Genomic DNA, 22,944 nt, shown 5'->3' with positions numbered 1-22,944 from the left:
CCGGACGGCCCGTCAGGGCCATTGTTTCCGCCCGGCGGCCGAACCGCGTGCCACACACCCGTACCGCGCGGTCCGATCGCCGTGGCGGTATCCCGCCGGTTTGAAATGCATGCACACGCATGGACCTGCCCGGCAGTGGAAGGGCCTGCTCCGGGTGGGATACCGGCCGTCCGCGCGTTGTACGCAAGATCGCGAAAGAGGGCTAGAGTTCCGCTGTTTCCGCACGTCAAAGCGATGGGAAAGAATCTTGCGCAGACGCATAAGTCGTGGTCTGGCAGCCGTTGCCACCACAGCTCTGGGGCTCACACTGCTGACTCCCGCGACCGCCCAGGCGGAGGAAGTGGTCTCCGGCAACTACACATCGGTCTTCAACTACTCGACGCCGAACGGCCCGTACGACAACTCCGTCAGTAACGGGATCGGCAGTCTGATCGACCTCGCCGACTCGGGCACGCTGTACCTGAGCATGTATCTGTTCGGCGACGCCGGGATACAGAACAAGCTGCTCGCCGCCCAGGCGCGGGGCGTCACGCTGAAGATGGTCACCGAGAGCGGCGGCTTCTCCGACCAGGCCGGCCTCGTGGCCGGACTGACCGGGAGCAGCTCGCTGACCCAGTGCGACAACGGCTGTCTCTACAACCCCGCCCCCGCTGACGGCAAGGGCATCAACCACAACAAGTTCGCCGTCCTCGACTCGCTGAGCGACGGCCGCAAGAACGTGGTCTGGCAGTCCTCGCAGAACATGTGGCCGGGCCAGTCCGGTGAACTGAACAACGCCGTCGTGATCAGCGGCAACACCACCCTCGCGGCCAAGTTCCGCGGCGCCTTCAACCGGCAGGTCCAGCGGTCGACCGTGTCCGGCACGGCCACGTACAACCACACCAGCGACGATCCGGGCGCGCCGGTCGAGGCCATCTTCTTCCCCCGGGACAAGGCGTCGGACCAGACGCAGTACGGCAACGCCGACATCGTCGCCCACCAGATCGACAAGGTGAACTGCGCCGCCGACGGCCGTATCCGCATCGTCTCCTCCGGGCTGGACGGCAAGGGGCTGCGCCCCGAGCTGTTCGCGGCGCTCGACGCCAAGCGCGCGGCCGGCTGCGCCGTCGACGCCGTCGTCCGCGACTTCAGCGACGTGGACAGCAACAAGGGCGTCAACGACCTGACCGCGGCCAACATCAACGCCTACGGGATGCGTCCCGGCGGCTGCCGCTACACCGTCAGCGTCGGCGGATCGTGCAACCGGGGAAGCGTCCACTCGAAGTACCTCCTCACCGAGTGGAAGAACGCCGCGGGCCAGCGCGTCCAGCACACCTTCACCGGGTCCCACAACTTCACCAAGGGCGCCCTGGAGCGCAACGACGAGACCCTGCTGAGGATCAACGACGCGGGCGTCTACAACGCCTTCGTCGCCAACTTCGACAAGCTGCGTGACGCCGTGTCCGACATCGACGCGGCGAAGTACGGCACCAGCTCGCAGCACTACTCGCGGGTCAACGTCGGGGCCGCCGGCGACCAGCACTACAGCGCCACCGCCTCCAACAGCTCCGGGACCTCCACCTACCTCGCCGTCGTCTACGAGAACGGTGACCGGCACAACCCCGCCGACTCCGAGCTCGGCACCGACGTGTACATCCGGATGTACAAGGACGGCGTGCCGCTCTGGAACGAGAAGAAGCTGAGCGTCTCCGGTGTCGCGGGCACCGACTGGTCCAACCAGAAGCCCGATGTCGGTGTCGACCAGGACGGCAACGCCATCGTCGTCTGGGCGGCCGACGACGACGGCAACAAGTACGCGGACATCGCCGTCCGCAAGGTGACTCCGAGCGGTACGGTCACCAGCCTGCCCCGTCCGCACGCCTCCGGCACCGGTGACCAGATCCGGCCGACCGTGGCCGTCGCGGACAACGGCGCCTACACCGCGGCGTGGGAGAACACCGCCGACGGCAGCACCCTCAACCAGGTGATGGCCACCGGCCGGACCGACGCGGGCGCGCTGCGCTTCCAGGACGTCCAGGTCAGCACCATCAACGCCGGTGCGACCGCCGGGTCCAACCGCCGTCCGGACGCCGCCATCGACACCGCGGGCAACACCGCGATCGTCTGGGAGGAGGACGCCGACGGCAACGCCGGAATCAACGTCGGACTCGCCAAGCTCGACAACACCGGTGCCTTCGCCGTGACCCGCCGGGTCGCCAACTCCCTCACCGACGGCCAGCAGACCAAGCCCGCCGTCGCGCAGACCGCCGACGGCCGGATCGTGGCCGCCTGGAGCGACCAGTACACCACCGGCACCGGCACCCTGGTCCGCCCCGACCGCGTCCACCACCGCGTGTACTCCGCGGCCGGTGCGCCGACCGGGGCCGAGAGCCGCACCACCGAGGACAACGCGAACATCCACGCCGAACGTCCCATCGGCGCCCAGGTCGACGCCGACGTGGCCGTCTCCGACGACGGCAGCTTCGTCGTCGCCTGGCGTGAGGCGTTCATGGACGGCTTCCACGATGTGTTCGCCCGTGGCTTCAACGCCGACAAGACCACGACCAACCGGCTCCCCGCGACCCGGATGAACGTCGTCACCGGCGGCAACCAGTCCGGCCCCGCGGTGTCCCTGGCACCGAACGGGCGGCTGTCCCTGACGTACTCCGACGACTACGACGGGAACAAGTTCAACGAGATGCGTCTGCGTGACGCCTTCCTGAACCAGTGATCCCACGACGGGCGGCGCGCCGAAAGGGGCGCCGCCCGTCCCACGGGGGCCCTGCCTTCGACGTGACTACCCCTCCGGGCCGCCCGCCCGCGACCTTCGTCGGACCCGGCAGGGACGAAAGTGGGCCGTGACCAGGCAGACCGTCCGCCTAGGGTCTTCGGTGTGAACGTGCTGCTGAAGACCAGGTCGGCGCTCCGGTCCTGCTGGGGCCTGCTGACCGCGCCCGAACCCGGTGTGCCGGGACCGGAGCCCCTCGCCGTGGCCAGGCGAGGACCCGCCCGGGAACTGCTCGTCGCCCTGGCGATGGCCCTGCTGACGGCCGGGGTCGAGGAACTCATGGACGCCGGGGCCCTCGCCATGGCCCTGTCCGCGGCGAGCGCCTTCGGGCTGTGGCTGCTGCGACGGCGGCTGCCCGCCACCGTCCTGATCCTGATGAGCGCGCTCGGCGCCGCGTTCGCCGGCTTCGCGCTGATGCAGATGTTCGTCGCCTGGTCGGCCGGCCGCCGGATCGCCCTCCCGGGCCGGGCGCTCGCCGCTTTCGCGGTGTCGTACCTGCTCTACCTGGGCACCGGGCTCGCGGAGATCGGCATGTGGGCGCGCCAGTCGCCGGTGGCGCTGACGATGTTCGGCACCCTGGCCTTTCTCGCGATGGTCGTGGTGCCCGGCCTCACCAGCCGCTACTGGAGCCAGCGCCGGACCCTGCTGCACGCCCTCCAGGAGCGCAACACCCAGCTCGTCTGGGAGCACCAGATGGTCGCGGGACAGGCACGGCTCCTGGAGCGGCAGCGCATCGCGCAGGACATGCACGACAGCCTCGGCCACCAACTGGCGCTGATCGCCGTGCACACCGGTGCCCTGGAGGTCGACACGAGCCTCACCGAACGCCAGCGGGAGGCCGTCGGTGTGCTGCGCAACGCCTCGGTGACCGCGATGCACGAACTGCGTGAGGTCGTCGGCATCCTCCGGGACGGCATCGAGGGCACCCCGCCGCCGGCCGACGGCGCGGGACCCGCCGCCCGTGGCACCGCGGGCATCGACACACTGGTGGCGGACGCCCGGGGCGCGGGACACACCGTCCGGCTGCGCCGCACCGGACCGGAACGGCCCCTGGCCGCCGCCGCCGGGCACGCCGCGTACCGCATCGTCCAGGAGTCCCTCACCAACGCGTACAAGCACGCGCCCGGCGCGCGGATCGATGTCGAGCTGCGGTACGAACCGGACTCGCTGGTCGTCGAGATCGCCAGCGGGGCCGCCTCCCGGGGTCCCGCGGCCGATGTCGTCAGCGGAGGCCAGGGGCTGACCGGGCTGCGTGAACGCGCGCGGCTGGTCGGCGGCATCGTGCACGCGGGGCCGACCGACGACGGCGGCTTCCGGGTCGCCGGTGTGCTGCCCTACGGCAGCGGCGACACCGCCCACCCCGTGCCCGGCCCGGCGCCGTCCACCCCCTGGGCGCCTCCCGCACCCGGTGCCTCCCACCACTCCGGCGCCCCCCTCCCCTTCGGCGTGCCGTACGTGCCCGGCGCCCCGTACGCCCCCGGCACGGCCGTTCCGGGCGGCGGTGTGCCGTGGGTTCCGCATCCGCCGCACGTGCCCAGCCGGTTCAGCGGGGTGGGCCTCGGCTGCGGCATCACCGCGGGTGCCGTACTCGCCGTGGGCGTGCTGATCGTGGCCGGATTCGTGCTGCTCGTGCGGTCCATGAGCGACGAGATGGTGTCGACCGCCACATACGACGACCTGAGCGTCGGCATGCCCGAGGCCGAGGCCCGTGAGCGGCTCCCGGACGGCGAACACTTCCTCCACGAGGACATCCGGCAGAAGGGCGAAGCCCCCGCCGCGCCCGCCGGGGCGAGCTGTCTGGTGGTCGTGTCGGAGGAGATGAGCAGCAGCTGGAGCACCGAGGCCGTTTTCCGGTTCTGCTTCAAGGACGGCAGACTGATCGAGAAGAAGTCGTACGAGGTGAAGATCTAGCCCTGTCTCGGGGCAGGACGATCGCGGACCGGGGGACCGGACCGCCGGGGAACTGGGGTGGATATGACGGGGTCCGGGGTCCGGGTCGTCATCGCGGACGACGAACCGCTGATCCGGGCGGGCATCCGGCTGATCCTCACCTCGGACCCCGGTATCGAGGTCGTGGCCGAGGCGCCGGACGGCCGCGCCGCGATCGAACTGACCCGCGCGCACGCCCCGGACGTCGTCCTCCTCGACATCCAGATGCCGGTCATGGACGGGCTGACCGCCCTCGCCGAACTGCGCCGGACCGCCCCCGGCACCCCTGTCATCATCCTCACCACCTTTGGGGAACGCGACAACGTCCTGCGCGCGCTGGAGTCCGGTGGCGCCGGATTCCTGCTGAAGGACACCGCGCCCGCCGAACTGATCGGCGCGGTCCGCGCCGCCGCCGCCGGGGAGGCGTACCTCTCCCCGGCGGCCACCCGGCATGTCGTCGACCAGCTCGCCTCCGGCCGCGCGGCGGCCCGGGGCGGCGCGGCCCGGGCCCGGGTCGACCGGCTGAGCGACCGCGAGCACGAGGTGCTCGCGCTGCTCGGCGAGGGCCTCTCCAACGCCGACACGGGCAGGCGGCTGCATATGAGCGAGGCCACCGTGAAGACGTACGTCAGCCGAATCCTCGCCAAACTGGAATGCGAGAACCGTGTCCAGGCGGCCCTCCTCGCCCGCGACGCCGGTCTCGGCACCTGACGTCCGGCCTTCGCCCCCGCGACCTTCGATGACGGACCAACCGCCGCCCGCGCCGCTGTTCCGCCCGCCCGAAGCGGACAATCCGTACGAACACCTCGCACCGCTCCCGTCGTCGCGCCGTACGTCGCACCGGGCAACGACCTTCGGCGGACGCGCCCGGCACCGTCCTGCGGGGATCGTTGCCGCATGACCAGCGACAAGGAGGCGGACCCGATGGACACGGTGACAGCGCAGGCGCACTGGCGGGTGGCGGGTGTCATGGGAGCGGCGTGGGGAGCGGTCCCCGACGGCAGCGACACCATCGCGACGGAACATCTGCTCGCCGGGATCGCGGGAACCCGCAGCGACGCGGCCAAGGCCCTCTCCGTCGCGGGCGCCACCGTCACCGCCCAGCTCGCCGTGCTGCGCGACCACCACGACGGCGCCGCCGTCTGGGACAGCACCGACGACACCGACACCAGCGTGCCGTCCGTCGAACTGCTCGGTGACGACGGCGACAAGCGCCGCCGACTGTCCGGCGCCGCCGTCCGCGCCCTCACCCACGCCATGGACCAGGCGCGGAGCGCGGGGTCCGACCACTACACCACCGAACACCTGCTGCGCGGCCTCCTCGCCGACGGCACCAGCCGCGCCGCCCGGATGCTCACCCTCTGCGGCACCGACGCCACCGAGGTGCTCCGACGCCTCGACCAGGGCGACTTCGAGCCCGCCGACGACGGACTGCCCCCGCAGCTGTGGCCCACCCGCGACACCCTCCTCGGGCGCCGCTCACCGACCGCCACCTCCCTGTGGCGAAGGCTGCTCCTGCGCCTCGCCAAGGGCGCCAACCTCGCCGCTTCGCCCGTCAGCTGGCTCGGTTTCGACGCGGTCCAGCAGGCGGGCACCCTGAAGCAGCCACTCGGCACCGAGCACCTGCTGCTGTCCGTGCTCGCCACCCACGAGGTCGCCGTCAGATACCCGCACCTCGCCATGGCGGGCGCGTCCGCCGACGGTGACGGCGCCGACGTGGCCGACCGGTTCGCGGGCGGCGCGGCGCTGCACGCCCTCGGCGTCGACTACCTCACCGTGCGCCGCGCCGTGGAGCGGGACGGCCATCAGCTGGGCGAGGACGACCGGGACCCCGACACGTATCTGGAGGCCTTCGAGGGCGGGGACGGTACCGGCCCGCTCACCCGGTCGCTCCTCCACGGCGAGAACCGGGCCCGGCGTCTGCTGATCACCCTGGGCTTCCCCGTCTGAACCGCGGGGCCGGTCCCAGCCGCACGGCGTGGTCAGTCATGGGACGTACCGCGAGGCCGGACACCGCCGTACCGCGAGGACGGGCGCGGGTGGTGGAGCCGGAAAGCCGTCAGGACACCCGGCGGGTCGCCCTGTTCGACGCGCTCCTCGACGGCCGTGCGGCGGACGACCCGGCCGTGGCGGTCGCCGCGTCGGCCGCGCTCGGCGTGCCGCTCCAGGACCGGTACGCGGTGGTCGTCGTCGCCCAGGACCCGGCGGCCCCGCCGAATCCGGGACCGGTCCTCGAAGCCCGGGGCATGTGGTCGTTCTGGCTGGGCCGGCCACTTCGCGGGCATCGTCCGGCTGCCGCGCGAGGGAAGCGGCCCGCTGCTGGACCTGCTGCGCCACGATATGGGCGCGACGGCCGGACTCTCGCCGGAGTTCGACCGGCTCGACCGGGCGGGCCTTGCGCTGCGGCTCGCGGAACAGCCCCTGCGGACCCTGCCCGCCGGACGCGGTGAGGCCGCCGCGTTCGACGACCGGCTCACCGGGATCCTGCGCGTCGGCCGTCCGGACACCGCCGAACGGATCGTCGCCGTGCATCTGGGCCCGGTGCCGGCCACCGGGGCGGAACGCGAGGTGCTGCTCGGCACCCTGCGGGTGTGGCTCGACAACGGCTGCCCGGCGGCCCGGGCCGCCGAGGCGCTCTACTGCCACCGCAGCACCGTCCTCAACCGCATCGCCCGGATCTGCGAACTCACGGGCGTCCCACCGGAGTCCGCCGCCGCTCGTCCCGGCTGGCCCCTGGCCCTGCGCGCATTGCCCCTCGTCAAGGCCGCCGAAACCTCCGGGGCGGGCTTCGCGAACGACTGACATCCGCCGCCCCGGTCGGCATTCCGGGACCGAACTCCCTGCTGGTCCAGACCTCTTGTGCGGCCATCTGCGGTGCCGTTACGTTTCTGCCTGGTCACAGGGGGTCGTCAGGGGCGGACGCGCCCCGTGTGACCACTGATGGCACGTCATATCGCTCGTACCACAAGGGAGTTGCGTTCATGCTGAAACGTCTCGGTGTCCTCGCCGGAGCCACTGTCGCCACCGCCGGGCTCCTCATGGCATCCGCGCCCGCCGCCAGTGCGGACCCGTACTTCCGCCCCCACAGCGTCTACCCGACCTCGGCCGCGTGCCACACGGCGGGCCAGGCGGGCTACCCCCTGTGGGGCCTGATCTACAAGTGTGAATCGTTCCAGGGCAGGAACGACGCCTGGCTGCTGTCGGTCCGCATCTGACCGCCCGCCGTCCGGCCCGGCCGCCGCTGTCGGACGCGCCGGGCCGGACGGCCCCCGGCCTCCGGGCCGGACGGAACCATGAGCGGACGGCTCGCCGGGCACGGGGGGTCGGCGAGCCGCTCAGCCCGGCAGACCGTCGCGGGAGTCGTCCTGCGGCCCGTTCCGTGTCCCTCGGACGTAGAAGCCGCGCGCCACGTCGGTGCGCGAGGGCTCGGGGACCGGGTCGGGCCAGCGGCCGTACGCCGCGGTGTCACCGGCGCCCGGCTCGGTGGCGCCGACGCTGAAGCCGTGCCGGGCGAACAGTTCCACGGGGTGGTCGTCCCCGAAGCGGAACGGGCTGCCCCAGCGGGCGAACAGCTCCCACAAGGGACGCATCGACTCACAGGTGAGGGCGCGGGCCCCGGCGACATCCGCGGCGATACCGCTGCCGGGCGCCGTCATCGCGGCCACCCGGTCGAGCAGTCGGTGCACCTCGGCCGGGGGCAGATAGTGCAGCAGCCCTTCGAGGACCCACAGCGAGGGCCGCGCCGGATCGTAGCCCGCGGCCAGCAGCGCGGGCTCCCAGTCGTCGGTGACCAGATCGGCGGGGACCGTCCGGTGATCGGCGCGCGGCGCGACCTCGCGCAGCCGCTCCGCCTTGTGGGCGAGCACCGGGGGCCGGTCGATCTCGAAGAGCCGCGTACCCGGCGGCCAGGGCAGCCGGTACACCCGGGTGTCCATCCCGGAGGCGGCGAGCACGATCTGCGAGGCGCGGCCGGACGTGGTGCCCGCACGCAGGAAGTCGTCGAACAGCCGGGTGCGGATGACCCCGAAGTCGGGGGTGCTGACCATCGCCCGGACCCGTCCGTCCGGCCGGATGATCCGGGCCGCCTCGGTGAGCAGCGCGAGGCCCGCGTCGCCCGCGAGCCGGGCCGCGTAGGGGTCGCTGTAGAGCCGGTCGGGCCGTGCGTGCTCACGGCCCCGGGTGGCCGCGGTGAGCAGCGAGGTCCGCTCGACCGCGGTCAGTGCGTCGGTCATGTCCGGTCTCCAGGAAGAGAGGTGGCCGGGGTGCCCGGAAGGGAACCGGCCGGGGTGCCCGTCAGCCGGCGCAGCAGTCGCTTGTCGGGTTTGCCGCCCTCGGTGAGCGGCAGCCGGTCGGTGAAGGCGACCCTCGCGAGCCGGTACACGGAACTCTGTTCCCGCCGCGCCCAGGCGCGCAGCGCCTCCGCGTCGACGGCCGCACCGGGCGCCCTGACGACCGTCGCGTGGACCTCCTCGACCCCGTCGGCGTCCGGCACCCCGTACACCGCGCTGTGCAGTACCTCGGGGTGGGCGTCGAGCGTGTGCTCGATCTCGGTGGTGTACACGTTCACGGTGTCCACCACGATGACGTCCTTGATCCGGTCGGTGAGCGTCAGCAGGCCCGTGGGGCCGAACCGTCCGAGGTCCCCGGTGCGCAGCCAGCCGTCGCGCAGGGCCTCGGCCGTCAGGTCGGGCCGCTTCCAGTAGCCGCTCATCAGGCCGGGGGAGCGCACCCAGATCTCCCCGACCCGGCCGGTCGGCAGGACGCGGCCCGCCGGATCGCGGATCTCCACCGACACACCGGGCAGTGGTCTGCCGACCGAGCGCAGCAGCTCGGGCCGGGCCGGGTCGTGGTCGGCGGCGGCCAGCAGACTGATGCTGCCCGCCTCGTTCTGCCCGTAGTGCTGGACGAGGACCGGACCGAGCGTGCGCAGCGCGTCGGCGAGACGGGCGGGGGAGGCGGGGGAGGCTCCGTACAGCAGGACGCGCAGACCGGAGAGGTCGTGGTCGCCGACCGCGGGATGGTCGATCAGCGCGTAGAGCAGCGGCGGGGGCAGGAACAGCCGGGTGACGCGTTCCCTCTCGACGGCGTCCAGTACGGCGGCGGCGTCGAAGCCGTCCTGGAGGACGACCGTGCCGCCCCGCGCCAGGACCCGGTCCGCGAGGAACCCGCCGAACATCGTCAGCGTGGTGCACACCAACAGCCGCTCCCCGTCCGGCACTTCCGCCAGCGTGGGCGGCAGCGGCGCCGCGATGATCCCGCCGATCTGCCCGTATGTACGGCAGATGCCCTTCGGCGGGCCCGTGGTGCCGCCCGTGTGATGGATCGCGCAGGGGTCGTCCGGCGCGGTGGGGGACTCCACCGGGTCGGCGGACTCCCGGGCCGCGAGCGCGAGCAGGTCGTCACCGTGCCCCCCGGGCCCGAGTGCCAGGACATCGGGGACGGCGGCCAGGTCCGGTGCGGCCGCGACGAGGCCGGCCGACGCGGGGTCGGCGATCAGGACCCGGGCGCCGATGTCCTCGACCCCCGCGGCCAGCGCCTTCGCCGTCAGTCCGGTGGACAGATGCCCGACCCGGCAGCCGAGCAGATGGGCCGCGTACCGGACGGCGATCACCTCGGGCGAGTTCCGGCCGAGCAGCGCCACCCCGTCCCCCCGGCGCAGCCCGCGGCGCCGCAGCGCCCGCGCCGTCCGCAGGACGAGGGCACGGAACTCGCCCGCGGTGATCCGGCGCGGCCCCTGCACCACGGCCTCGGCGTCCGGACGTGCGGCGAGTACGGCGAGAGTGTTCTCCACGAAGCGGTGCTGGTCGGGCATGGGTCCCTTCCGGGGGCGGGCCGGGGACCGGCCGACAGGGCGGGGCACCCGGGGCGCGGTGTCGCGCGGGCATGGGGGAGAGCGGGTCCGGGCGGCGGAGGAACCCGCCTCAAGGCGGGCACACCCCACCGGGCGGACACAACGTAGTCAGCCGGCGACATTCAGTCAAAAGGCGGGGTCGCGCCGCGCACGGGGTGCGGGGTCAGCCGAACGGATGACGCGCGGGCCCCGGCCGGGTCCCCCGCGCCCGGCCTCGCCGGGAATCCCCGCGCGCCGTGCGGCGGCGCCGTGTTGACGCGACGGAAGTGTTCCCCGAACAGGCGCTACGTGAAGGAAGGTTTGCTCGTTTGCCCACACATGACCACGTCTTGTGACCAGACCTCCCTGCTCGGCGCCCCCGCGCCGGGTCACCCCTGCCGGTACGACACGGTGCCCCCGCGTCTCGTCGACCGGGAGCGGCCGGAGAACGTCCTGTTCGCCTCCGCGGCCTTCGACGGAGAGCGGATCACCGCCGTACCGCGTCCCACCGCCGGTCACCCCTACTTCGGTGACCGGCCGGAGGGTCAGGACGGAGTGGATCTGCGCACGATCCTGGAAATGGGGCGCGCGGCGGCGTTCCTGGCCTTCGAAGCGGTGGGCGACCGGCGCGCCGGGATGTGCGTCGCCATCGCGCGGGCCCGGCTGATCCGTCCGGCGCCGTCCGTCGTCCCGGCGCCCCGCCCCGGGGAGCCCGGTGGGCCGGGGGGATATGTGATGAGGCGTGCACGGCTCCGGGACACCTTCTGGTCCTTCGCGGCGACGCACTCCACGGGGTCGCCCGGCGCCCCTTCGGCCGGGAGCTGCGAAGGGCGGGCCACCATCCTCGACAGCCGTCGACTCGCCGCGCTGCGTGCCGAGGAGCGGCGGCTGCGGATCGCGGCGCTGCGTGCCGAGCGGCCGGACGACGGCCCGGCCGGGAGCGCGACCCCGGGGGAGGTCGGACGGCGGCGGCCGGAGAACGTGTTCGTGGCCGGGGTGCGGCACACGCCCGACGGGACGCGTGCGCTGCTGCGGGTCCCCGCGGCCCACCCGGTGGTCCACGACCCCGCTTACGACCACCTCCCCGCGCTCGCGCTGGCGGACGCGGCGCTCCAGCTCGTCCACGCGCGCCACGGGGGGCGCGTCGAGGTGCGGGAGATCGATCTCCGGCCGACCCGGTTCTGCGAGACCGACCTGCCGGTACGGCTGTCGCTCGGGTCCACCGGGACCCGCCCGGGCGAGCTGCGTTTCGAGGCCGTCCAGGGCGGGATGACCGTGGCCCGTGCCCAGTTGGTGACTGTGGGCGTGTGAAGCGGTGACCCGCGCCGGGGCGGGCAGGCCGGGAGGCGCCCGCCCCGGCGCCTCCCGTCGACGCACCCCCGCTGCGGCTCCCGAGCCGTCTCCCTCACATTGATTAGGTCATGCGACCTAAAGTTATAGGTCGCATGACCTATAGTGGATTCCATGAACCACGCACCACACGACCAGCTCACCCATGACCCCGACGGCCCCGTCCTGCTCGTCGGCGGATACGGCACCGTCGGGGCGGAACTCACCCGGATGGCCGCACCGCACTGGCCCCTCCTGCTCGCCGGACGGACCGTGGCGCGCGGCGCCGACCTGGCCCGCGAGACCGGCGCGACCACCGTCCGCTGGGACCTCGCGGACCCCGAACCCTTCGCGTCGGCCGTCCGCGCGGTCGTCAGCGTCGTCAACGACCCCGACGACCGGGTACTGCGCGCGGCGCTCGACGGCGGGGTGCCCTATGTGGACCTCACCCGCTGGACCGCCCGCGTGCAGCGCGCGGTCACCGTCGCGGCCCTGCGCCGGCCGACCGCCCCGGTCCTGCTCTCGTCCGCCTGGATGGGCGGGGTGATCAGCCTCGCGGTGGCCGCCCTCGCCCATGAACTCGGCGGCGCCGACACCGTGGACGTGGCGATCCGCTGGGACCTGAACGACCGGGCGGGCACCGACTCGGTCGAGTTCATGGACCGGCTCGGCCTGGACTACGAGATCGTCGAGGACGGCCGGCGGCGCAGCGTCGCACCGCTCGGGGACGCCCGCCGCGTCCGGATCGGCGCCTTCCCCACCCGGGTCGCCCGGATCGACACCCCCGAGCAGTTCACCCTCCCGCTGACGCTCGGCACCACCACCGCCGTCACCAGGATCGGCTTCGACTCCGCCGCCTCCACCACCGCGCTGCTCGCCGCGAAACGGATCGGCTTCTTCCGCTGGGGCCGCGGTGACCGCTTCACCTCCGCCCGCCGCTCCCTGCTCTACGCGCCCGGCGACGGTGGCACCGCGCTCGTACGTGTCGACGTCACCCATGGCGGCCGCACCCGCACCGCGACCCTCACCGACCCGGCCGGCCAGGCGCACCTCACCGCCGTCGGCGGCCTCCTCGGGCTGCACCGGGTCCTCGGAGCGGACGGAGCCCCCACCCCCACCGGTGTCGTCCTGCCCGAACAGACCCCGCTCCCGGACGGCGTCGCCGCCGCTCTCGCCGCCCAGGGTGTCACCCTCGACACCGCGCGGGACCGGACCGCGGAGCGCGCGGCATGACGGGCCCGCCGCCCGCCCGGCCCCCGGCGGGCCCCGCCGGAACCGGCAAGGGCGAACGCAAGCGCGGTGAGCTCCTGGACGCCGCCGAGACGGTCCTGCTCGCCTCCGGATACCCGGAACTCTCCATGCGGGCCGTCGCCACGGCCGCCGGGGTACGGCTCGGCCACCTCCAGTACTACTTCCCGACCCGCCCCGACCTCGTCGCCGCGCTCCTCGACCGGGTGCTGCGCCGCTCGCTGGAGCGGCTGGACCCCCTGCTCGCGGCGGCCCCCGAGACCCTTGACGCCACCGGACTGGTCCGCGCCCTGCTGGCAGACCAGGACGACCCGGCCCTCGTCCGACTGTTCACCGAACTGTGGGCGCTCGCCGCGCTCGACGAGACGGTCGCCACCGCCGTCCGGGCCTTCTACCACGACTACCGGGAGCGGCTCACCGAGCACATCCGGCGGCACCGCCCCGCCCTGCCCGACGCGGACCGCCGGGCCCGCGCAGAGGTGTTCATCATGCTGATCGAGGGGGCGTCCCTGTTCCGCTCGGGCATCACCTCCCGGCGCTCGCCGGAGAGCGACGCCCGGCTCCTCGCCACCGCCGTCGCCCTGCTCACCGCACCGGCCGACTGACACCGCCCGCCGTACGCACTCCCGCCCGCCGCACGCACCCCCGCCCGGCGGCCCGCCCGGACCCGTCCAAGGTTTCCCCAAGGTTTCCTCCCAGTCCGCCCCGGCATGGTCGACGTGTCGCCCCGGAGCAGCACCACCGGGGGGCATCCGGCTCCGCAACGGACCACCGAATCCAGGGGGATCGAGGAACATGACGATCAAGTCGAGGACCAAGAGGAACACCGTCGCCGCCGTCGCGGCACTCGGAGTGGCGTTCTCCGTCACCGCCGCCGGTCAGGCGGGCGCCCAGCCCGCCGCCGCACCGGCCGAACAGCAGTCCGCCGCGGCACCGAGCTACTACCTCAAGTTCGACAAGGGCACGGTCACCAACTCCCGGCTGTCGCTGATGCGGAGCGTCAGCGGTCCGGACCGGGTCATCAAGTCCTACAAGGCGGGCTCCGGCACCTCGACCAACACGTGCGCGGTCGGCAAGGGCTGGCTGCCCAACGGCAAGTACCGCATCGAGTTCCGCCGGACCGACTTCGACGGCCTCATCAACGGCTATGTCATCAAGGTCACCGACAAGCGCTGCCACAACGGCACCAAGCGCACGGAGCTGTTCATCCACAGCGAGATGAAGCCCAACGGCGGCCAGGGCCGGATCGAGTCCGAGAAGTGGACCGACACCAACCCGAACGACTACTACTCCAACGGCTGCATCAAGCTCAACCCGAAGAACATCAAGGCACTGTTCGCCAAGGCGGACTCCCTCGGCTGGTCCCGGGTCAAGGGCCTGGTCGTCACCAGCTAGCCACCCGGGTGGCGTGACACCGCGGCGGTTTCCGACAGCGGCCCGCCGGAGCCCTCACCCGGCCCCGGCGGGCCGCGCCACGCCGCACACCGCCTCTGAGCCCTCGCGGCCATGATCGCCCTCGCAGGCCGGACCCGCGGACAGCCCGCGAGCCGGTCGCACGATAATACGGACGTGAGCGAACTTCCCCTTCCGCTGCCGGCCGAGCACATACCACCCGGCACCCGTGACTGGCGCGGCACCGACACCGCCCGCTGGGCGGCCGCCGCCCCCGCCCGGTGGACCCATCCGCTGTGGGCGGTGGCCGCACTCTCCGCCGCCGCCGTGTGGTCGATCGCCGCCGCCCCGGACGACATCTGCACCGTGGCCCAGCCGTGCGACGCCGACTGGCAGTACGTGGCCCTGTCGCTCGTCGCCGTACTGACCCTGTACTGGACATGGCGGCAACCGCGTCTCGCCCTGGCCGGTCTCGCCGTGACCGCGGGCGGCGCGCTGCTCGACGCCGGACCCACCGGTCTGGTCACGGGCCCCCAGGACGTCGCCATGCTCGGCGCCCTCGCCTTCGCGCTGCTCACCCTCGCCCACCGCGTCGCCGCCCGGCGCCGCCAGCGCTCCCTCGCCGAGGCCGCCGCCGGACCCGAGCGCCACCGGCTGCCCGCCGAGGTACGCGGCTTCCGGCGCGGCCGGGTCTCGTTCGTCATGGCCTCCCTGCTGCTCGCGGTCTCCCTCTTCGCCCTCTGGCGGGGACAGTCGGTCGTCACCGGGTACGAGGACCGCGCCGAGCGGGGCACCCGCACCACCGCCCAGGTCACCGAGGTGGACGGCGACGACGACGGCGCCACGATGAAGGTGACCCTGCCCGACGACAGCACCCGCCGCCTCACCGTCCTCTTCCCCGAGGACCACCCCGTCGGCAGCACCGTCGTCCTCGTCGTGGACGGCGGCTGGACACGCCTGGTCGCCGAGCCGTACGACATCGTCGGCTGGCAACTGCTGTTGCTCGGCACCGCCGTGCCCGGCCTCGCCTTCCTCGCCAACGGACTCACCGGACAACGCCGTCAGCGCCGCCTCGACACGACCCCGCTCCCGGTCCTGAAGGTCCTCGTACGCGAGGGCGAGGACGACGGACGCACCTGGGTCTACGCCGCCGACGACCTCACCGCCCGGCGCCCCGTCCTCAGCTTCCACTCGCTGTACGCCGTCGACGACCCCGATGACCCCATCGACGCGTACCCCGAGGACATGGCGGGCGGCGAACGGCCCGGCCCGGCGGCCGACGACATGGAGGCCGTGCGCTGGGAACAGGAGATCGCCGAAGCCGTCGCCGCCTGCCAGGACACCGAACCCCCGCTGCGCGAGGCCGTCCTGTACGGCTCCCCCCGCGCCGGCGGCGAGATCGCCTTCCTCGCCATGGCGGACGACGGAGACGAACTGGAGGCGGAGCGCAGCGTCACCCCCGTGAAGCCCGTGGGCGTGGGACTCTTCCCCCGGACCACCTGGCGGGCCGGCACCCGCCCGGGAGATCCGGGAGATCCGGGCGACCTGGGCGACCTGGGTGGCGCCGGGGGCCCCGAGCCCACCCGGGGCCCCCGGCGCACCCGCTCGATCGCGGAGACGGCCCGGGGCATGACCCGCACCACCGACCCCCTCGTCTGGTCCGCCGACCGGGGCTCCCGGATCGTCGGACTGCTGCTGCTCCTCGTGCAGGGCGGCGGCACCTGGGCCATCCTCGAAGACGGCTTCTCCTGGCAGTCGTTGCTGCTGGTGATCGGGCTGCCCTGGCTCGTCCACTCGGTGTCCACCGCCCTCAACTGGCGGGTCACCGCCGACCGCGACGGGGTCTGGATCGCCGGGGCGTGGCGCGTACGCCGCTTGCGCTGGGACGAGATCGCCGGTGTCCACCAAGGCTCGGACAGCATCAGGTTCAGCCTGACCGGCGGACGGGACGTGGAGCTGTCCCCGACCGGCGCCGCGGCCGTCCAGCAGATGCGCGGCGGCACGGCCGCGGCGACCCGCGCCGTGGACACCCTGCGGGTGCTGCGCCACCACCCCGAACTCCGGCCCGCCCGCGACGCCGACCCGGCGGAACAGGGCATGCCGCTGGGCCCGCTGGTCGTCACGGCGGCGGTGCTCTGGGGCGTCGCCGTCCTCATGCTGAACTGACCGCTGACCGCTGACCGCTGACCGCTGACCGCTGACCGCTGACCGCTGACCGCTGACCGCTGACCGTGGCTGGTGGCTGGGGGGACGTGGGTCCTTGGCCCGGGCCCGGTGGCGTCAGGCGGTCGGTACCGGGCCCGGGAACCCGGCGGGCGCCTCCAGCACCGTCACCACCTCGTGATGCACCGCGTACGGCCGCCCGGCCTCCAGCCGCAGCACCCAGGTACCCGGGCCCGCGGTGAGCGCGGCCCGCAGGGAGCCGTCACCGGACGGCGTCATCGCGACCGGTTCCCCCACCGGCGCGGCCGGGGAACCGGTCGCCGGACACAGGGCCACGGACAGGGGGCGGTCCACCGCCGCGCCCGTCACCAGGACGTCGAACGGCTCCCCGGCCACCGCCAGCTCGGGAGCCAGTACCCCGAACTCCTCGTCCCCGGCGAGCGTGTCCCGCACCCCGCGACCCCGGACGACCGCCGTGAGCTGGTGGCGCGCACCGTCCACCCCCGTCAGGTCCACATGCCGGTCACCGCTCCAGATCGCGTCGCTCATCTCGTCCAGCGCCCACCCGGCGAACGCGGACTCCTCCGGCACCGTCCCGTCGCCCGTCCAGTCGTCACTGTCGTCCAGCGCGTGCGGGAACCGCAGCCCGTCCGGAGCCAGCAGCACCCCGTGGACCGTCGGATGGGCCCGGCCGCCCAGACAGTGGACCTTGTACGGAAGGGCGGCCGTCCCGTCCCGGCGCCGGTTGCGCTCCAGCGCGTCCTCGAACTCGGCGTGGAACGCGAACGCGTCCTTCACCAGCTCCGACGGCAGGTCGGGGACGCTGATCCCGGGATCGTCCAGATGACGGGTACGGGTCGAGCCGGGCACCATCACCGCCCGGTACACCGGCAGGAGCTGCGCCACGGACGGGAAGCTCCCGGCCAGTTCGGCGAGCGCGGGGTTGAGCCAGCGGCCCGCCAGCGACAGCGCGGCGCGTCCCAGCAGCCGCTGGTCGTCACCCGGGCCCACCCCGTTGCGGGTCAGGAACCGGACGGCCTTCGCCGCGCCCCGGTGCGGTGTACCGAGGGTGACCAGCGAACGGGCCGTGTCCCGCCCGCCCAGGCACTCCAGGTAGTACCGGGCGACCAGACCGCCCATGGAATGGCACACCAGCACCACCCTCGGCTCGTCCCGCGCGTCCGGATACACCTCCGCCACCCGCTCCCGCCAGCGGGACAGCGACCGCTCGACCGCGGTCCGCAGATCGGCGGCCGTCAGCCGGTTCGACAGCCGCCAGTCGTAGGTGAACGTCAGGCACTGCTCCTCGTGCAGTCCGTCGACCAGCGTCCTGATGTCCGGATACCCGAGCGACGCCAGCAGACCCGGAAGCGCGGACGGCGCCTTCAGCAGCCCGTCCGCCCGCACCGCCCACGGTGCCTCGGGTCTCCCGTCACCGATTCCCGGGGGCAGCGCCAGCCGGTCGAACGCCGACCCGGGTCTGCCCGGGTGCGCCGCCAGTCGCCGTGCCATGTGCAGCGCGGTGCCGAGCGACTGGTGCCAGACATCCGTCCCGTCACGGGTGAGACGGCTGCCGAGGATGCCGGGGACGAGGACGACGAGGTCGTGCCGCAAGACGGGATCTCCTGTGGGTTCGGGTCCGAGTTCGGGTTCGGGCTCCGGGAGCCTGCCGGGATGTTCGGGCTCCGGAAGCCTTCCGGGGTGCCGCAACGTACACCGTCCGGCTCACAGCCGTGGGGTGCGCCGACGGGTGGGCACCGACGGCGCACCACCGGTCCGCAGCCGCAGCACATCGCACCGCTGTGACGACTGGAGCGCCACCATCACGGCTTCCTCGCCGTCGGGCACCGACTCGACGGCCGTCACATCAAAACCCCGGTAGGGCACGGCCGCTTCCGGCACCCAGTCGCCCCGCCGGACGTCCCAGACGGCCAGCGGACGCGCGCCGCCCGCGACGAGCAGCAGCGGCCTGCGCCCGGACCCCGTGAACGCCAGCGCCGAGACCCGGGCCGTGCCCACGGACACGGACTCGGTGCGCCAGCGGCCTCCCGCCCACTCGGTGACCTTCACGGTCCCCTCCTCCGCCCACGCGAGCAGCGGCACCGACTCCCCGTCTTCGGTGTGCTCCCCGAGGACCACGGGTGCCGTCGGCCGCAGCAGACCTGTCGTCCCGGCCCGGACGAGCCCGTCCGCCGTGGCCCGCCACAGGACCAGCCGTTCACCGATGTCCGCCGCGACCCAGGTCCCTCCGTCGCCCAGGGTCCGCGCGGTCAGCCCGCACACCAGCAGCCCCGCGCGGACCGTCCGCTCCGGACCCCACCCGTCCGGTGCCCCGGCCGCGGTGGACATCCGCCGGCAGAGGATCGTCCCGCCCGCCGGGGCGAACAACGACAGCCCCGCGCCGTCCGCGGTGAGCCCCAGCGAGGGCACCCTGGACCGGGGATCGCCGCCCAGCCCGGCCGGCGCCGTCCCGTGGCATTCCGTCAGGTCCGGGGACAGGCGCCACAACCGCACCTGCCGTCCGGCGGCCACCGCCACCGCCCAACGCGTGCCGTCCCACACCGCCCTGACCGCGGTCACCGGCTCGTCGTGCCGCAACGTCACCGGCTCCACCGGCTGCGTCCGGCCCCCGACGGTCCCCACGACCACCTCACGTCCCCATGCCCGGCACAGCAGCAGGGGCGAGTCCGGGCGGGGGCCGGCGGCCAGCGCCGGGACGGGCCGCTCATGATGGTCACGCCGGCGCCCCCGGCTCCCGGCCCGTACCGCCGACGCCACGTCCAGCAGCCGTACATCGGGCCCGTCGCCGACCGCCACCAGGCCCGAACCTCCCGGATCGAAGGCCAGCGCCTCGGGGTCACGCTGACTGCGCAACGGGAACACGCACTCCAGGGTGTCGTCGCGCAGTCCCCGCACCCGGATGCTGCCGCCCTCGTGCAGCGCGATCACGGGCCGCCCGCCGAGCCGCCCGAGCGCCAGCCCCCGCGCGTTCGACGACAGCGGGGGCAGGGCCTCCCGGTGGGGCGCCCCGTCCTCGTCGCCGGAACCCGCAAGGCTCAGCCGCCACACCGTGACGCTCACCCCGTCCGCAGCCGCCAGCCACGCACCCGGCCCGCCCTCCGCACCGACCGCGCCGCCTTTCTCGGTACCGTCGGCGCCCTCGGTCTCCGGGTCCGTCAGGGCCGCCGCCGCGTACACCGGCCGGCCGCCGTCGGCCAGCGGCCAGGCGCGTCCGAGCAGCGGGCCGTCGCCCCGCGCCCGGGGCAGCAGCTCCCGCAGCGTCGTCCTCCGGTCCGCCAGCAGCAGGAAACCGCGCCCGCCCAGCCGGCACAGCGCGATCCGCCCCGCGGGAGCGGGGCTCACCTCGGCCAGGGACCCGTCCGCCGGACGGCCCCGGTACGGCCAGCACCACGACCAGGTGAGACGGCCGTCGGCGACGACCGCGACATCGGCGCCGCCGCAGCGTTCCAGAGCGAGCCCGTGCGGGGCGCCGCCCCACCGGTAGACCTGCGAGGGCAGCCGCTCCGCCCCCACCCAGAAGTACACCGCCCGGCTGTCCCGCGCGGCGGTCACCCGGTGCGCGCCCTCGCCCAGTTCCCGGACCTCCGTCAGCGCCTTACGCCGGCCGCCGGGTCCCGGGCCGTCACCGGTACGGCGCGTCAGCAGCCGCTTGCCCGTGTCCGCGTCCTGCACCACGATCTCGCCCTGACCTCCGACCGACACGGACCGGCCCCGGCCCGCCGCCGTCCAGCTCAGCGCGCGGGCGCCGCCCAGCGGAGCGGGCCAGCGCACCTCGATGCCCTCCGGCGGCGCGTCGCTCCACACCTCCCGCCACGGCAGCGCGGCGAAACCGGGCACCCCGAGCAACCGGGGGTACAAGGTGTCACGGTGACTGACGAACGCGGTCGCCAGCAGCAGCGCCCGCCGCTCCCGGACCCCGTCCCGGAACCGGAACACGTCCGCGACCCGCGCGTACAGCGCCGCGCCCTCGCACACCCGCAGCAGCCCCGTGGTCAGCGGCAGCAGCACATCCGGGTCGGTGTGCACCAGGAACTCCGGATCGTCGAACAGCCCCTCCAGCAGCCCCTGGCCCGCCTGCGCCGCGTGCGCCCCCAGATGACGACGTGTGTAGGGATGGCAGTCGGCCCACCGCCCCCGCTCCCCGGCCCGCAGGGCACGCACGATCCGCCGATGCCCGTCGTCGGCGCCGATGCCCGCGCTCTCCAGCAGATAGGTGCCGTACCCGGGATGCGCCAGCGCGTACGAGGGCTCACCCTCGGGCTCCGGCTGCACGCTCACCAGCGAACCCGTCGCCGCCGTCACCGCCGACCGCAGCTCGTCCGGAGCCAGTTCGGGGGTACCGTCGTCCCGCAGCGCGTTCGCCGCCCGCAGCCACAGCTCCCGGTCCGGCTTCCCGGACAGCGACAGCCCCCGGCCCTGCACGAGTGCCAGCGGCCGGACGAACTCCGCGACCCGCACCACACCCCGCGCGCCCAACTGGGCGACCTCCTGGGCCAGCCGGTCCCGCAGCCCCGCCCCGCCCGCGCGGATGTGCGCCGCCAGCCGGTCCTCCGGGACCCGCTCCGCGCGGCGCGCCAGCTCGGCGGCGAACAGCCGCGCGATCAGGAACAGCCGTCCGCTCTCCTCCGCCACCCGGACCGCGGCGGCGGCCCGCTCGGCCTGAGCGCCCGGCGCCGCGTACGGCGAACCGGGCCGCGCCAGCACCGCCTCGACCATGTCGGCGATGTCCCGCTCGGTGCCCTCGTCCTCGTCCAGCACCAGTGGGTGCGCGGTGCGGTCCAGGGTCTCCAGCAGGCTCTCGTCCGGCTCCCGGTACGCGCTCTGCTGACGCGGCTGGGGACGGGTCCCCACGACGACCTTGACCCCCGCCGTCCGTGCCAGCGGGTTCAGCAGATGGCGCGCGATCTCATGGCTCTGCTCGGGCAGGGCCTCGTCCAGCGCGTCGAAGACGAGATTCAGCGCCCCGGCCCGGCCCACCAGTACCGCCGTGGCGGACAGCAACTGCTCGCAGGTGACGGCCCCGGCGGGCACCCGGGGCATCCCGTCGAACGCGCCCAGGACCTTCCACACGGCCCGGGTCAGGGTGCTCAGCGACTGCCCCCGGCACGACATCAGGGCGTGGACGCTCCCCGGCCGGGGCCGGATCTGCCAGGGCGGCGGCGGATCGAGCCGGTCGCACTTCCTCGGTACCGACATCAGCGCGAGCCGTCCCAGCAACGCCGTCTTCCCGCACCCCGCCGGTCCCGTCACCGCGAGCAGCCCCTGACGGCATGTCTCCAGCCAGCGCACCACCCGGCTCAGCGGCCCGTGCCGCCCGGTGAACGACCGCTCCAGCTCCCCGCCGTCCTCCAGCCCGAAGTGCTCCGCCCTCAGCCAGGGGTACGGGTCGTCGGCCGTCAGCAGCGCCGTACCGCGTACCTCGCCCGCCTCGGCGTAGTACGGATTGCGCAGAAAACTGTTCGGCAGCGAACGGACCTCGACACTGCCCGGACGTTCCTCCGGCTCGTCCAGCCCCGACGCGGCGGCCGTCGCGTCGAGCCCCTCCAGCAGGTACTCCACCGGCAGATACAGCGCGGACGGGTCCAGCGGCCGGGCCTCGTCGCGCATCCGCAGCCCCGGGTCGCCGAGAACCTGCTCCAGCCACTCCACCCAGCGCCCCTCGGGCACGACCCGCCCCACCCCGGACGTCCCCACCACCACGAACCCCCGGGTCCGCTCGCGGTGGGCCCGGCGCACCCGCGACCGCTCCTTGCTCAGCGCCGCCTCCAGGGCCCGCGGCAGATGCCCGTGCGCCGAACACGCGTCGACGACCAGCAGGGTGTCGGCCTCCTCCGCCGCGTCCAGGAGCCGGTCCACCAGCTCCGTGACCGGGACCGCGTGCTCCGCGTCGAACGCCCCGGACGCCCAGGTGTCACGGCACGCCAGGTAGTAGCCCGAGTCGCCCCGGTCCACCCCGTGCCCCGTCCAGTAGAGGATCTTGCGCCGCGCCCCGTCCGCGCGGAACGCGTCGAGCCCCGCCCACAGCGCCTCCCGGGTCGTCCCCGTGCCGTCGAGCCGCATCCGCCGGCCGAACCCCAGCCGGTCCCGCGCGAGGTCCGCGAACCGCTCGCGGACACCCTCCACATGGGACAGCACCGTACGGCCCCCCGGCCGCGCGGGCTCCGCGTACTCCGCGACGGCGACCGTCGCGACCAGCCCCGCGCCGCGGTGCGTTCCTCTTCCCGTGTCCCCCGACACCGGCCCCACCCCCGTCGACCCGTCATCC

16 protein-coding genes are annotated in these 22,944 nt (G+C 74.0%); 11 read left to right on the top strand and 5 right to left on the bottom strand.

The window, feature by feature from the left end; all coding sequences use genetic code 11:
• The first annotated feature begins 247 nt into the window (after nt 1-247).
• The 4 genes from OG711_RS00750 (at nt 248) to OG711_RS00735 (ending at nt 6,646) form a co-directional block, all read left to right on the top strand.
• Nucleotides 248-2,710 (top strand): phospholipase D-like domain-containing protein, encoded by a 2,463-nt coding sequence (locus tag OG711_RS00750; RefSeq protein ID WP_329558028.1) that lies wholly within the window; start codon nt 248-250, stop codon nt 2,708-2,710.
• A 303-nt stretch (nt 2,711-3,013) separates the two neighbouring features.
• Complete coding sequence (locus tag OG711_RS00745) at nt 3,014-4,678, top strand: histidine kinase (protein ID WP_079184943.1); 1,665 nt, start codon at nt 3,014-3,016, stop codon at nt 4,676-4,678.
• A 63-nt stretch (nt 4,679-4,741) separates the two neighbouring features.
• Nucleotides 4,742-5,407 (top strand): response regulator transcription factor, encoded by a 666-nt coding sequence (locus tag OG711_RS00740; protein WP_073792577.1) that lies wholly within the window; start codon nt 4,742-4,744, stop codon nt 5,405-5,407.
• Nucleotides 5,408-5,593: 186 nt separating this feature from the next.
• Complete coding sequence (locus OG711_RS00735) at nt 5,594-6,646, top strand: Clp protease N-terminal domain-containing protein (protein WP_329558027.1); 1,053 nt, start codon at nt 5,594-5,596, stop codon at nt 6,644-6,646.
• Between the two features lie 32 nt (nt 6,647-6,678).
• On the opposite strand, the gene OG711_RS00730 is transcribed toward OG711_RS00735, so the two are convergent.
• Nucleotides 6,679-6,981 carry a hypothetical protein gene (locus tag OG711_RS00730; protein ID WP_329558026.1) on the bottom strand — a complete coding sequence of 101 codons (303 nt, stop codon included), beginning with the start codon at nt 6,979-6,981 and terminating at the stop codon, nt 6,679-6,681.
• Nucleotides 6,982-7,036: 55 nt separating this feature from the next.
• Here OG711_RS00730 and OG711_RS00725 point away from each other — a divergent pair, with 55 nt between their 5' ends.
• Both OG711_RS00725 and OG711_RS00720 read left to right on the top strand, forming a co-directional pair.
• On the top strand, nt 7,037-7,498 hold the full coding sequence (locus tag OG711_RS00725) for a helix-turn-helix domain-containing protein (RefSeq protein WP_329558025.1): 462 nt from the start codon (nt 7,037-7,039) through the stop codon (nt 7,496-7,498).
• 179 nt (nt 7,499-7,677) lie between these two features.
• The gene (locus OG711_RS00720; RefSeq protein WP_266504117.1) at nt 7,678-7,911 is read left to right on the top strand and encodes a hypothetical protein; all 234 of its coding nucleotides are present in this window, start codon (nt 7,678-7,680) and stop codon (nt 7,909-7,911) included.
• Between the two features lie 120 nt (nt 7,912-8,031).
• Here the strand turns inward: OG711_RS00720 and OG711_RS00715 are convergent, their stop codons facing one another.
• Together OG711_RS00715 and OG711_RS00710 are read right to left on the bottom strand one after the other, a co-directional pair.
• Entirely contained in the window at nt 8,032-8,928 is an 897-nt protein-coding gene (locus tag OG711_RS00715) for a class I SAM-dependent methyltransferase (protein WP_329558024.1), read from the bottom strand.
• Nucleotides 8,925-10,508, bottom strand: coding sequence for an AMP-binding protein (locus OG711_RS00710; protein ID WP_329558023.1), 1,584 nt, complete (start codon nt 10,506-10,508; stop codon nt 8,925-8,927). Before OG711_RS00710 ends, OG711_RS00715 begins: the two co-directional genes overlap by 4 nt.
• A gap of 357 nt (nt 10,509-10,865) precedes the next feature.
• Between OG711_RS00710 and OG711_RS00705 the strand changes: the two genes are divergently transcribed.
• From OG711_RS00705 to OG711_RS00685, 5 genes are all read left to right on the top strand, one after another.
• Nucleotides 10,866-11,837: an AfsA-related hotdog domain-containing protein gene (locus tag OG711_RS00705; protein ID WP_329558022.1), complete on the top strand. Its 972-nt coding sequence runs from the start codon at nt 10,866-10,868 to the stop codon at nt 11,835-11,837.
• Between the two features lie 153 nt (nt 11,838-11,990).
• Nucleotides 11,991-13,088 carry a saccharopine dehydrogenase family protein gene (locus OG711_RS00700; RefSeq protein ID WP_329558021.1) on the top strand — a complete coding sequence of 366 codons (1,098 nt, stop codon included), beginning with the start codon at nt 11,991-11,993 and terminating at the stop codon, nt 13,086-13,088.
• Nucleotides 13,085-13,708 (top strand): TetR/AcrR family transcriptional regulator, encoded by a 624-nt coding sequence (locus OG711_RS00695; protein ID WP_073792583.1) that lies wholly within the window; start codon nt 13,085-13,087, stop codon nt 13,706-13,708. The genes OG711_RS00700 and OG711_RS00695 overlap by 4 nt, the downstream gene beginning before the upstream one ends.
• A 190-nt stretch (nt 13,709-13,898) precedes the next feature.
• A complete protein-coding gene (locus OG711_RS00690) occupies nt 13,899-14,498 on the top strand; it encodes a L,D-transpeptidase family protein (RefSeq protein WP_329558020.1) in 600 nt (199 codons plus the stop codon).
• A gap of 174 nt (nt 14,499-14,672) precedes the next feature.
• Entirely contained in the window at nt 14,673-16,661 is a 1,989-nt protein-coding gene (locus OG711_RS00685; protein WP_329558019.1) for a hypothetical protein, read from the top strand.
• Between the two features lie 114 nt (nt 16,662-16,775).
• On the opposite strand, the gene OG711_RS00680 is transcribed toward OG711_RS00685, so the two are convergent.
• Both OG711_RS00680 and OG711_RS00675 read right to left on the bottom strand, forming a co-directional pair.
• A complete protein-coding gene (locus OG711_RS00680; RefSeq protein WP_266504103.1) occupies nt 16,776-18,272 on the bottom strand; it encodes a lipase/acyltransferase domain-containing protein in 1,497 nt (498 codons plus the stop codon).
• Between the two features lie 111 nt (nt 18,273-18,383).
• Nucleotides 18,384-22,916 (bottom strand): peptidase C14 caspase catalytic subunit p20, encoded by a 4,533-nt coding sequence (locus tag OG711_RS00675; RefSeq protein WP_329558018.1) that lies wholly within the window; start codon nt 22,914-22,916, stop codon nt 18,384-18,386.
• Nucleotides 22,917-22,944: the final 28 nt, after the last annotated feature.

It is taken from the genome of Streptomyces uncialis, assembly GCF_036250755.1.
Lineage (GTDB): Bacteria > Actinomycetota > Actinomycetes > Streptomycetales > Streptomycetaceae > Streptomyces > Streptomyces uncialis.
This window is presented reverse-complemented; position numbering and strand designations above follow the sequence as displayed.

Excerpts from the sequence above, each read along its gene's own strand:
- OG711_RS00700 (WP_329558021.1), top strand. The coding sequence starts at position 11,991 with ATGAACCACGCACCACACGACCAGCTCACCCATGACCCCGACGGCCCC.
- OG711_RS00740 (WP_073792577.1), top strand. The coding sequence starts at position 4,742 with ATGACGGGGTCCGGGGTCCGGGTCGTCATCGCGGACGACGAACCGCTG.
- OG711_RS00720 (WP_266504117.1), top strand. The coding sequence starts at position 7,678 with ATGCTGAAACGTCTCGGTGTCCTCGCCGGAGCCACTGTCGCCACCGCC.
- OG711_RS00715 (WP_329558024.1), bottom strand. The coding sequence starts at position 8,928 with ATGACCGACGCACTGACCGCGGTCGAGCGGACCTCGCTGCTCACCGCG.
- OG711_RS00735 (WP_329558027.1), top strand. The coding sequence starts at position 5,594 with ATGACCAGCGACAAGGAGGCGGACCCGATGGACACGGTGACAGCGCAG.
- OG711_RS00695 (WP_073792583.1), top strand. The coding sequence starts at position 13,085 with ATGACGGGCCCGCCGCCCGCCCGGCCCCCGGCGGGCCCCGCCGGAACC.
- OG711_RS00690 (WP_329558020.1), top strand. The coding sequence starts at position 13,899 with ATGACGATCAAGTCGAGGACCAAGAGGAACACCGTCGCCGCCGTCGCG.
- OG711_RS00725 (WP_329558025.1), top strand. The coding sequence starts at position 7,037 with ATGGGCGCGACGGCCGGACTCTCGCCGGAGTTCGACCGGCTCGACCGG.
- OG711_RS00730 (WP_329558026.1), bottom strand. The coding sequence starts at position 6,981 with ATGCCCGCGAAGTGGCCGGCCCAGCCAGAACGACCACATGCCCCGGGC.
- OG711_RS00710 (WP_329558023.1), bottom strand. The coding sequence starts at position 10,508 with ATGCCCGACCAGCACCGCTTCGTGGAGAACACTCTCGCCGTACTCGCC.
- OG711_RS00705 (WP_329558022.1), top strand. The coding sequence starts at position 10,866 with ATGACCACGTCTTGTGACCAGACCTCCCTGCTCGGCGCCCCCGCGCCG.
- OG711_RS00745 (WP_079184943.1), top strand. The coding sequence starts at position 3,014 with ATGGCCCTGCTGACGGCCGGGGTCGAGGAACTCATGGACGCCGGGGCC.